Source organism: Leptotrichia sp. oral taxon 498, assembly GCF_002240055.1.
Lineage (GTDB): Bacteria > Fusobacteriota > Fusobacteriia > Fusobacteriales > Leptotrichiaceae > Leptotrichia > Leptotrichia rugosa.
On sequence record NZ_CP016753.1, the window covers coordinates 1,371,650 to 1,382,972 of the forward strand.

At 31.3% G+C, this 11,323-nt stretch carries 9 protein-coding genes and 1 other RNA gene; all 10 read left to right on the plus strand.

Translation table 11 applies throughout. The annotated features are described in order from the left end of the window. The first annotated feature begins 274 nt into the window (after positions 1–274). The 10 genes from BCB68_RS06835 to BCB68_RS06880 all read left to right on the plus strand — a co-directional run bounded on the left by BCB68_RS06835 (position 275) and on the right by BCB68_RS06880 (position 11,270). On the plus strand, positions 275–1,978 hold the full coding sequence (locus BCB68_RS06835) for an ABC-ATPase domain-containing protein (RefSeq protein ID WP_094080093.1): 1,704 nt from the start codon (positions 275–277) through the stop codon (positions 1,976–1,978). A 214-nt stretch (positions 1,979–2,192) separates the two neighbouring features. After that, positions 2,193–2,987: an ABC transporter ATP-binding protein gene (locus tag BCB68_RS06840; protein ID WP_094080094.1), complete on the plus strand. Its 795-nt coding sequence runs from the start codon at positions 2,193–2,195 to the stop codon at positions 2,985–2,987. Between the two features lie 354 nt (positions 2,988–3,341). Next, positions 3,342–4,352: a ketol-acid reductoisomerase gene (gene ilvC / locus BCB68_RS06845; RefSeq protein ID WP_094080095.1), complete on the plus strand. Its 1,011-nt coding sequence runs from the start codon at positions 3,342–3,344 to the stop codon at positions 4,350–4,352. A gap of 151 nt (positions 4,353–4,503) precedes the next feature. Beyond that, positions 4,504–4,845: RNase P RNA component class A (gene rnpB, locus BCB68_RS06850), an RNA gene on the plus strand. Between the two features lie 120 nt (positions 4,846–4,965). Beyond that, on the plus strand, positions 4,966–5,778 hold the full coding sequence (locus BCB68_RS06855; RefSeq protein ID WP_237048588.1) for an NAD(+)/NADH kinase: 813 nt from the start codon (positions 4,966–4,968) through the stop codon (positions 5,776–5,778). Between the two features lie 23 nt (positions 5,779–5,801). Further along, positions 5,802–7,526, plus strand: a complete 1,725-nt coding sequence (recN, locus tag BCB68_RS06860) for a DNA repair protein RecN (protein ID WP_094080795.1) — start codon at positions 5,802–5,804, stop codon at positions 7,524–7,526. Continuing rightward, positions 7,493–7,978 carry a tyrosine-type recombinase/integrase gene (locus tag BCB68_RS06865; protein ID WP_157697365.1) on the plus strand — a complete coding sequence of 162 codons (486 nt, stop codon included), beginning with the start codon at positions 7,493–7,495 and terminating at the stop codon, positions 7,976–7,978. Before recN ends, BCB68_RS06865 begins: the two co-directional genes overlap by 34 nt. A gap of 2 nt (positions 7,979–7,980) precedes the next feature. Then, positions 7,981–8,403 carry a phospholipid phosphatase gene (locus BCB68_RS06870; RefSeq protein WP_094080098.1) on the plus strand — a complete coding sequence of 141 codons (423 nt, stop codon included), beginning with the start codon at positions 7,981–7,983 and terminating at the stop codon, positions 8,401–8,403. 108 nt (positions 8,404–8,511) lie between these two features. Then, entirely contained in the window at positions 8,512–8,961 is a 450-nt protein-coding gene (locus tag BCB68_RS06875; protein WP_094080099.1) for a CopY/TcrY family copper transport repressor, read from the plus strand. Between the two features lie 29 nt (positions 8,962–8,990). After that, on the plus strand, positions 8,991–11,270 hold the full coding sequence (locus BCB68_RS06880; protein WP_094080100.1) for a heavy metal translocating P-type ATPase: 2,280 nt from the start codon (positions 8,991–8,993) through the stop codon (positions 11,268–11,270). Positions 11,271–11,323: the final 53 nt, after the last annotated feature.

Consider the following 11,323-nt stretch of genomic DNA (forward strand, 5'->3'; position numbering starts at 1 on the left):
TTGATTAAAAAATTTAAAAAGAAAAATCCAAGTTTGAGAGCAATTGAATTTCTAAAAATGAATATGTAAATAAAAGTAGAAGTTTAAAGTTTAAAAAATTTTATGAAATGGTTAATAAATTGATAAAAAATATTTTATCAAAAGAGAAAAGGAACTTTTACAATGAAATGTATAAATTTTTTTTATAAATGAAGCAGAAGAAATCGATAAAAAGGTAAATTTTAGTGGACAAACCTTTTTACATTTTAATAAATGGAAAGAGAGATTGTAAAAGATGAAAAATTATAAAGAATTAGAAAAAATATTATTTTCAATGGATGGGAAAAGTTATTCGGCGTATAAGTCGCTTAAAGGGGAATATAGGTTTGAAAAGTATGTTCTTGCGATTGATCATGTGCAGTCGGATCCCTATGCTCCGCCTTCAAAAATGAGAGTTATAATGGATAGGAAAATTTGCGGAATTCCTTATGAATTGACGGATACGAAGGATAAGAATATTGCAGTTTCGGATTTTCTTACGAGAAATTTTTACAGGGAAATTCAGAAAAGTGGGAATGACAGTATAGGAACTGGGGGAAGTGGAAGAATTTTTATTGACAGGTGTGGACAGGAAATCTTGGAAAGAACTTCGGTTATGATAAAGGGAGATAAAGTTGAAGTGAGGTTTGAAATGGGGATGCCTGCGAGAGGCAGACGGATAATGGGAAAAGCCGCACAGAAAATTATTTTTGAGCAGTTGCCTGAAATTGTGGAAAAATCCATTATTTATGATAATTTGAATAAAAAAGCGTTAAATGAGCAGGTAATTCTAGTGCTGGATCAGGAATATGCAAGAAAAATATTGAAGGAAAAAGGGCTTGTTGCATTTGTGGCTAATGGTTCTGTGCTTCCACGTGAAAGTGGAGTTTCGGATAGACCTATGAAAAATGCAGTTAAGTTTAAAAGTCCAGAAAAATTTGAGATTACATTAAAACTTCCAAGTGGGAAAGAAATAAGCGGAATGGGAATTCCAAAAGGAATTACATTAATTGTGGGTGGAGGTTATCACGGTAAATCCACGTTGCTTGCAGCACTTGAAAGAGGAGTTTACAACCACATTGCTCAAGATGGGCGTGAATTTATAATTTCTGAATCGGATGCGGTAAAAATACGTGCGGAAGATGGAAGAAATGTGGAAAAGGTGAATATAAGCGGATTTATCAATAACTTGCCACAAAATAAGGATACAAGGGCTTTTTCAACTGAAAATGCTAGTGGAAGTACATCGCAGGCGGCAAATGTGGCAGAAGCACTGGAATATGGGGCTTCTTTACTTCTAGTAGATGAGGACACTTCGGCTACCAATTTTATGATTCGTGACGGAAGAATGCAAAAACTTGTGGCAAAGGAAAAAGAGCCAATAACACCGTTTATTGACAGGGTAAAGGAACTTTATGACAATTTTGGAGTTTCTACGATATTGATTGTCGGCGGCTCTGGAGATTATTTTGATGTGGCAAATCACGTTATAATGATGGATGAATATGTGCCAAAAGATGTGACAGAAAAAGCAAAAGAGATTGCAAAATTGGATAAAAACAAGAGAGAATTTTCTTCAAATGATAAATTTCAAGGAGTTACACAGCGTATTCCACTCAAAAAAAGTTTTTCACAATCTGGAAAACTGGATAAAACAAAAGCCAAAGGGAAATACAATATTCTGTATGGAAAAGAATTAATCGACATTTCAGGGCTGGAGCAGCTTGTGGATGATAGCCAGACAAACTGCATTGCTGTGATGATTGATTATTTTAAAAATAAAGTACTGGATGAAAAATTGACGCTTTCGCAAGCAACTGACAGTATTTATGAAAAAATTGAAAAGGGCGGGCTTGATTCGATTTCGTCGTACACAGGGCATCCAGGAAATTTGGCATTGCCGAGAAAGCAGGAATTTTGTGCTGCGGTGAATAGATATAGAAAGCTTAAGATAAAATAGTTTGTAATTTTTTGCTTGAAAAGAAATTTTTTAATTCTGTTAAGTTTTTTCATTGAAAGACGAGAGGTATCACTTCGAGTAGCAACTGAATAATCACGTAAAAGTAGAATTTTAGCAATGAAAAATGAAAAAAGCGAGAAATAAAATGAATAAAAAAAGAAAGGAGAGTGTGATATTTGTATAATCATTTGTATATTTATCATACATAGTTTTTATGGAAAAAACTGGTGAAATTTTACATTATGAAAACATAACTTTCAGACGAGAAGGAAGAGAAATTTTAAAAGGTGTTGACTGGCACATAAATAAAGGAGAAAACTGGGCTTTATTAGGGCTAAATGGTTCTGGAAAATCCACTCTTTTGGGAATGATTCCGGCTTATAATTTTCCAACTTCAGGAGAAGTGCGAGTTTTTGGTCATAAATTTGGAAATTATGCTTGGACAAAGATTCGTGATAGAGTTGGTTTTGTGAGTTCTGCTTTGAATAATTTTTTGAGCACGTTAAATTCGCAAAAATTGGAAGATATTGTAATTTCTGGGAAATTTAGTTCGATTGGAATTTATCAAGAAGTTACAGATGAAGATAGAAAAAAAGCTGAAAAAATAATTGAAGATTTTGGGATAACTTACATTAAGGATAAATATTTTGCAATATTGTCACAAGGTGAGCAAAGACGGACATTACTTGCACGGGCATTTATGAATGAACCAGATTTATTGATTTTAGACGAACCTTGTTCAGGATTGGATGTAAAATCTCGAGAATATTTATTGTCTGTTTTGGAAAAAAATTCTAAAAATGAAAATGCAGTTCCATTTATTTATGTGACGCATCAAATTGAGGAAGTGATTCCAGCGATAACTCATGTAGCTCTTTTGAAAGATGGAAAAGTTTTTGCAAAAGGTAGAAAAAAAGATATTTTGATAGACAAAATTTTGTCAGAAATGTTCGAGATGCCAGTAAAAATCGTTTGGGAAAATGATAGACCTTGGCTGATTGTGAAATAATAAAAAAATTGCTGTATGTATTGTTCGTTTTGAGGGACTCGAACCCACAAGGAGAAAACTCCACTACCAGTTTAGAAGTAGGAACAATTTATTGACAGCAATTTTTTGTAAATATTTTTCAAAATATAAACTGATAATTATTAAGACTACCAGCAAATCTACTTTAATAATATCATAAAAATTGATAAATATCAAATGAAGTTTTTAGAAAATTATTTTTATTTATTCTTAAAATATAAATATTAAATAAATTTAAAAATATATAAAATATATTATTATATTAAAAAAAAATATTTGCAAATATTTTTAAAAAGTGTATAATATACATATAAAAAAATTTAGGAGGATTTTAAAATGGCAGGAAACATTTTAGGAACAACAGTTTATTATGATGCTGATTGTGATTTAAGTAAATTGGAAGGTAAAAAAATTACAGTTTTAGGGTATGGTTCACAAGGGCATGCTCACTCACTAAACTTAAGAGAAGGTGGATTTGATGTAACTGTTGGACTTAGAAAAGGTTCTAAATCTTGGGATGCAGCTACAGAAGCTGGATTTACAGTTAAGGAAACTGCAGATGCTGTAAAAGGTGCAGATATAGTTATGATCTTAATTCCAGATGAATTACAAGCAGAAGTTTATGCAAAAGACATTGCACCAAACTTAAAAGAAGGAGCATACATTGCATTCGGACACGGATTTAATATTCATTTTAAAAAAATAGTTCCAAGAGATGATATAAGTGTATTTATGGTAGCTCCTAAAGGACCTGGACACTTAGTAAGAAGAACTTTCCAAGAAGGAAGCGGAGTGCCTTGCTTAGTAGCAGTGGAAAAAGATCCAGCAGGAGATGCTATGGAAGTGGCTAAAGCTTGGGCATCAGCAATCGGTGGTGGAAGAAGCGGAATTCTTGAAACTACATTTAGACAAGAAACAGAAACTGACTTATTCGGAGAACAAGTAGTATTATGTGGTGGAGTTGTAGAACTTATGAAAGTTGGATTTGAAGTGTTGACAGAAGCTGGATATGACCCAGTAAATGCTTATTTTGAATGTATTCACGAAATGAAGCTTATCGTAGACTTAATTTATGAAGGTGGATTTGCTACAATGAGAAATTCTATTTCAAATACAGCTGAATATGGAGATTATTTAACTGGACCAAAAATTATTACAAAAGAAACTAAAGAAGCTATGAGAGGAATTTTAAAAGATATTCAATCAGGAAAATTTGCTAACGACTTCTTAGCTGACTATAAAGCTGGACAACCATTCTTAAAAGAAAAAAGACAAGAATTTGCTAATCATGGCGTAGAAAAAGTTGGAGCAGAATTAAGAAAACTTATGCCTTGGATTAAAAAATAATTAATTATTAATACAATTAATTTAAAAGATAATAATAAAGCACTCTAAAATTAGGGTGTTTTATTTTTATATATTTTTATAAAAAAATTATTTTAAAGTAGTAAATTTATTGACAAAAAGTGATAAAAAATGATAAAATAACTTTATATTAATGGTTTCGGAGTTAATCGCTTAAAAAATTTTTTAAGAGGAAAGTCTGGACTTCACAGGGGAAGGAGACAGTTAACGGCTGTTGAGAGAAATCTTAAGGAAAGTGCCACAGAAAATAGACCGCCTGTTTAGGTAAGGGTGAAAAGGTAGTGTAAGAGACTACCGGTAATTTAAGCAATTAAATTAGCCTGGTAAACCCCTCCTGAAGCAAGAATAAGTAGAAAAGTGAAAAGAGGTTCCCCGCCTTTACTTTGATGGGTAATTCGCTAAAGTTAATAAGTGATTATTAATTTAGATAAATGATTGACTAATACAGAATCCGGCTTATACCGAGACCTAATTTTAGAAATAGTTTATAAAATAACTACTCAAAGGAAATATAGTAAAAAATAACTATATCTTTGGGTTATTTTTTTAGTTTTTATAGAAAATAAATTTTTGAAAAAAAAATAGGCGGATGATTATGAAAAAAAAAGAAAATGTAGTGAAAAAAGTAAAAATTGTGAAAAGTGAATATGCAAATGAAGAATTACTTAAAAACTTTTATAATTATTTAAAAGAAAGTGAAATATTGGAAGTGGAAGATGTGAAGGAAGCAGATTTGTTAATTTCACTAGGTGGAGACGGGACAATGTTAAAAGCTGCAAAAGAAGCGATTATATCAGACATTCCAATTCTTGCGATTAATCTTGGTTCGCTTGGATATTTAGTCGAAATAAATCCAGAAAATGCGGTTGAAATGTTAAAAAATTATCAAAAAAATGAAAATTATAAGATAGAAAACCGTTCACTTATGGAAGTAAAATACAACGGCAACACATTTTATGCACTAAATGAGCTTGTGATAACAAAAGGTGGTCATGAAGCTCACTTAATTCAGGTGGAAGTTTTCTCAAATGGAATTTTTGTAAATAAGTATAGAGCAGATGGAATTATAGTTGCAACACCAACTGGCTCAACAGCTTATTCTTTGTCAGCTGGAGGTTCAATTGTCCATCCAAATTTAAACGCTTTGATAATAACGCCACTATCTCCACAAAGTTTGACTGCTAGGCCAATTGTTATAAATGGATGTGAAACATTGAGCTTCAAGGCGACTTCAAGAGAAGCCGAAGTTCATTTGAACATAGATGGAAATTTGTGGTTTGGAATTAAGCCGGAAGATGAGCTTTTGGCTACCCTGTCGAATAAAAAAATAAAAATAATTAAACCTATAAACAGCGATTATTTTGGTATTTTGAGAGAAAAATTAAAATGGGGAGATTTTGTTTTATAAAATTAGTGAATGAAAGGAAAAGGATGTTAAGAGAGTTAAGATTGAATAATTTGGCGATAATAAAAAATTTGGATTTGGAATTTAGCAAAAATTTTGTTGCGCTGACTGGGGAAACTGGAGCTGGAAAATCTATTATTTTGGACGGAATATCGCTTCTAATTGGTGAGAGAAGCCATCTGGAAATGATTAGAAATGGGGAAGAGAGTCTTTTTGCCGAAGGAATTTTTGAAATTACTGAAAAACAAAAAAAAAGATTGAATGAACTTGGGTTTGAGATAAATGACGACGAACTTATTGTGACTAGAACTTTTGATAAAAATTCTAAATCTAAAATTACAGTGAATGGGACACGGGTTACATTGTCAAAATTGAAGGAAATGATGGAGAATATTATAGACTTAGTTGGTCAGCATGAACATCAGTCACTTTTAAACAGTGAGTTTCATCTAAATTTGCTGGATAGATTCTTGGATGATGCGGGAAAAAATTTGTTAAAAGAAGTCAAAAAAAATGTGGATGAAATAAAAAAAGTAAATTTAAAAATTGAAAAAATTGAAGAGCAAAAGGCAAAGCTTTTAGAAAAAAAAGATGTTTTGGAATTTCAGTTTAACGAAATAAATGATTTGGATTTGAAAATAAATGAAGATAGTGAGCTGGAAGAAGAATATAAAATTTTGTTTAATTCAGGAAAAATTAGTGAAAAGCTGGAAGAGTCTTCACAGTGGTTAAAAGAAGGGGATTTTTCAATTTTGTCGGCTCTTGGAAAAGTTAGAAAAAATTTGGAGCAGCTGTCGGATTTGGCAGAAATTTATGGAGAGTTATCAGAAAAAGTGGAATCTATCGTCTATGAAGTCGAAGAAGTTTCCTATTCCATCGATAATTTTATTGGAGATGTGGAAGAAGTGAATGACACGAAACTTGAAAAAGTTGTGAAAAGAATTGATAAAATTAATAAATTAAAATTGAAATATGGTGCGACAATTGGAGAAATTTTGGAGTATAAAGATAAAATTTTAAAAGACTTAAATTTTGTGAATTTTGAAAATGATGAGCTTGAAAATTTGAAAGAAGAAAAAAAAGAACTTATTAAAAAATATTTTGAAAATGGTGAAAAGTTAAGCGAAATGCGAGAAAATATAGCTTGTGCGCTTCAAAATACAATTGATATTCAGCTTTATGATTTAAATATGGAAAGTGCTAAATTTCAAGTGTCAATTCAGAAAAATAATGAAATTACACCAAATGGAATAAATAAAGTGGAATTTTTAATTAAGACAAATGTCGGGGAAAATTTTAAGCCGCTTGTAAAAATTGCGTCTGGCGGAGAAGTTTCTCGGATAATGTTGGCACTAAAAACAGTATTTTCTGAGGTTGACAATATTTCTGTTTTAATTTTTGACGAGATTGACACGGGAATTTCTGGCGAAACAGTGAGAAAAGTCGCACAAAAATTAAAAGAACTTTCAAAAAATACGCAAATTATCTGTGTCACACATTCTCCACAAATTGCTGGGTCTGCAAATCAGCAATTTTTGATAAAAAAAGAAATAGAAAATAATTTTACTGAAACTAAAGTGCGGGAGCTTAACGAAAATGAGAGAATTCGTGAAATAGCAAGAATAATTTCGGGAGATAATATAACGCAAGTTTCGATTAATCACGCAAAGGAAATAATGGAAAAACAATTAAAAAAGAAAAAAGATGGATGTTTAAAATGGGAAAAGATTTGGAAAAAGAAAAAAAATTGAAGAATAAAGAAAATTTAAAAACCGAAAAAAATTTGAAGATCAAAAGAAAAAATAATACTTTGATAAAAGAATTTTTAGATTTTTTGGAATTTGAAAAAGGCGATTCTGAACGAACATTGATTGGCTATAAAAGGGATTTGAAGCAATTTTTAGATTTTTTTTCAAAAAGTTTTGATAAAATTTTAGAAGAAGATGTAATTGAGTTTGCTCAACATATTTCAAAAAAATTAAAAGAAAGTTCAATTTTGCGAAAAATGTCGGTAATAAAATCATTTTATAAATTTTGCTACTTAAATAATTTCGTCACAAATGATCCAACTTATGCAATTAAAAATTTAAGAAAATCGAATTATTTAAAAAGTAAAAATAAAAATGAAAATGAAATTTTTACAAAAGAAAAAAAATCCAAATTAAAAAAAATTTATGACGACATAAAGTTAGGAGACGATTAAAAATGAATGAGAAAAAGGAATTAAACAAAAATAGGAATGAAAAATCTAGAATTTTAATGATGTCAATCATAGCATATTTTGCAGTTTTTGTGTTAAAAAAAATTGATGTTGTTTCAAATTATATGGGAATTGTGCTTATGATTTTACTATATGTATATGCAAATTATAATCTTATAAATATATTTTTTATAAGTAAAAGAACGACATTTAAAATATATATATTTTTATTTTTAGAAGTAATTTATTTTTTTACAGGAGCATTCTCATTGGCAAGTATAGCCGTGTATCTAATTTTGCTATGGATTTTAGATTATTCAATTATAAAAGATGAAGGGCGTGAGGAAACTCCTAGAATAAATAGATTTTTTCAAATTTATATAGTGTTTAAAGTAGTTTTTATACTTACAATGATATTTTTTATGTAAAAAAATAAATATTTTTGACTTGACAAAAAACGATTACTGTTGTAAACTAGTAATATAAGTTACAAATGTAGTCGTTTTATTTTTAAATTTTTTAAAGGTGGGATTTTTATGGAAGAGAAATATCATATAACTGATTCAGAATGGGAAATAATGAGAGTTGTATGGGCAAATGACGAAGTTACGAGCAACTTTGTCTTTGAAGTTCTGGGGGAGAAGATGAACTGGAAGCGGACGACGGTTAAAACGTTGCTTAACAGGCTTTTGGAGCGAAAAATTTTGAAAAAGCGGGAAATTGGGAATAAATATCTTTATTCCACGGAATACATGGAAAAGGAAGTCGCCCAAATTTATATTTTGGGAACTTTTAAAAAGATTTGCGATACAAAAGTTGGAAAAATGATAGCTTGTGTGATTGAAAATAGTGAGCTAAGTTTTGACGATTTAGAAATTATTTTAAAAGCGGTGGAAGTAAAAAAAGAAAGTGCAGTTTCAAAAGTTTTGTGCAAATGTTTGAAGGGACAGTGTAATTGTGAAAAAAATGGGCATTTGCATATTTAGAAAATTTTTAAAATAAAGGAGATGGAAAAATGGAAAATTCAGAAAAAACAAAAAAAGTTTACACAGTCACTGGGATGAATTGTGCGGCGTGTGCTTTGACAGTTGAAAAAGCGGTAAATAAATGCGATGGAATTGATGCAACTGTAAATTTGGCGACTGAAAAAATGACTGTGAACTTTGATGAAAATAAATATAATTTTGCAAAAATTAGAGAAATAGTTGAAAAGAGCGGATATGGGCTTATAGAAAATGTTTCGGAAGAAGAAAAAGTTAAGATGTATCAGGATAAAATAAAAGAAATGAAAAATAAATTGATTCTTGCAATTATTTTTTCTGTACCGCTACTTTACATTTCGATGGGACATCATATGATGGGAGCGCCAGTTCCAAGATTTTTAAATCACAAGGAACATCCGCTAAATTTTGCATTGGCACAACTGGTATTTGTTATACCAATTATATATGCGGGAAGAGATTTTTTCACACACGGAATAAAAAATATTTTTAGAAAATCTCCAAATATGGATTCGCTTATTGCAATGGGTTCAGGAGCAGCTTTAGTTTATAGTTTAATTTCGACAGCTGCAGCGATATTGGATCCCAAAAATGCACATCATTACGCAATGGACTTGCACTATGAGTCAGCTGGAATCATAATAACTTTAATTTCATTGGGAAAATTATTGGAAGCTAGAACAAAAGGGCAAACTTCGTCAGCAATAAAAAAACTGATTGGATTGCAGCCCAAAAAGGCAAAAATTATTGAAAATGGTGTAGAAAAAGAAGTTATGATAGAAAATCTGAGTGTTGGAAATATTGTTGCTGTAAAGCCGGGAGAAAAAATAGCGGTTGATGGAATTATAACTGAAGGAACTACATCAGTTGATGAATCAATGTTGACTGGAGAAAGTTTGCCAGTTACAAAAAATGTGGGAGATAAAGTTATCGGTGGAAGTATAAATAAAAATGGGAGCATTAAATTTGAAGCGACAGAAATTGGGAAAAATACGATGTTGTCGCAAATAATAAAATTGGTGGAAGAAGCTCAAGGATCAAAAGCGCCAATTTCAAGAATGGCTGATACTGTCGCTGGATATTTTGTTCCGATAGTTATGGGAATTGCACTAGTTACTGGACTTGCGTGGTACATTTTTGGTGCGGGGTTAGTTACGTCACTTTCATTTTTTATTTCGGTTTTAGTAATTGCTTGTCCATGTGCATTGGGACTTGCAACACCTACATCTATAATGGTTGGAACTGGAAAAGGAGCAGAGAACGGAATACTTATTAAAAGTGGAGAAGCTCTGGAAACAACTCATAGAATAAAAACGGTCGTATTTGATAAAACTGGGACAATTACTGAAGGAAAACCTGTTTTGACAGATTTTGTAACTTTTGGTAAAAATTATTCGGGAAAAGAGTTACAAAAAATTGCGGCTAGTGTGGAAAAAGAATCAGAACATCCGTTGGCACAAGCTGTGGTAAATGGAATTTTGGTAAAAAATGAGTTTTTGGAAAATGAATTTTTTGATTGTGAAAGTTTTCGTGCAATGCCGGGATATGGGATTAGAGTGAAAGTAAAAATTGGCGGAGAAATTAAAGAAGTACAAATTGGGAATAAAAAATTGATGGATAACAGAAAAATTGATACAGAAATTGCACAGAAAGATTACAATGAGTTTTCTGGCGAAGGAAAGACACCGATGTATATGTCGATTGAAAAAGAACTTGTGGCACTTGTGGCAGTTGCCGATGTGATTAAAAAAACAAGTGCTGATGCAATTTGTGAACTTCATAAAATGGGAATAAAGACGATAATGCTCACAGGAGACAATGAAAAAACAGCAAAATTTATTGCGAAACAAGCTGGGATAGACGAAGTGATTTCAGATGTGCTGCCACACCAAAAGGCTTCTAAAATTAAGGAGTTACAGGAAAATGGTGAGTTTGTAGCAATGGTGGGAGATGGAATAAATGACTCTCCAGCATTAGCTCAGGCAAATGTTGGAATTGCGATTGGAAGTGGAACGGATGTTGCGATAGAGTCGGCAGATATTGTACTTATTAAAAACGACTTAAAAGATGTGGCAAGAGCTATGAAATTAAGTAAAGCAACGATTACAAATATAAAGCAGAATTTGTTCTGGGCCTTTTTTTACAATGTGATTGGAATCCCAATTGCCACAGGAATCTTTTATGCTTTATTTAATGGACCTAAATTAGACCCAATGATCGCAGCTTTTGCAATGTCATTTAGTTCGGTTTCAGTTTTGGCAAATGCATTGAGATTAAAAGTTTTAAAATTATAAAAATAAAAAAATTTTTTAGCAAGAGGTTAAGTACCTTTTCACCAAACAAATAG

Excerpts from the sequence above, each read along its gene's own strand:
- BCB68_RS06880 (WP_094080100.1), top strand. The coding sequence starts at position 8,991 with ATGGAAAATTCAGAAAAAACAAAAAAAGTTTACACAGTCACTGGGATG.
- BCB68_RS06875 (WP_094080099.1), top strand. The coding sequence starts at position 8,512 with ATGGAAGAGAAATATCATATAACTGATTCAGAATGGGAAATAATGAGA.
- ilvC (WP_094080095.1), top strand. The coding sequence starts at position 3,342 with ATGGCAGGAAACATTTTAGGAACAACAGTTTATTATGATGCTGATTGT.
- recN (WP_094080795.1), top strand. The coding sequence starts at position 5,802 with ATGTTAAGAGAGTTAAGATTGAATAATTTGGCGATAATAAAAAATTTG.
- BCB68_RS06870 (WP_094080098.1), top strand. The coding sequence starts at position 7,981 with ATGAATGAGAAAAAGGAATTAAACAAAAATAGGAATGAAAAATCTAGA.
- BCB68_RS06865 (WP_157697365.1), top strand. The coding sequence starts at position 7,493 with ATGGGAAAAGATTTGGAAAAAGAAAAAAAATTGAAGAATAAAGAAAAT.
- BCB68_RS06840 (WP_094080094.1), top strand. The coding sequence starts at position 2,193 with ATGGAAAAAACTGGTGAAATTTTACATTATGAAAACATAACTTTCAGA.
- BCB68_RS06835 (WP_094080093.1), top strand. The coding sequence starts at position 275 with ATGAAAAATTATAAAGAATTAGAAAAAATATTATTTTCAATGGATGGG.
- BCB68_RS06855 (WP_237048588.1), top strand. The coding sequence starts at position 4,966 with ATGAAAAAAAAAGAAAATGTAGTGAAAAAAGTAAAAATTGTGAAAAGT.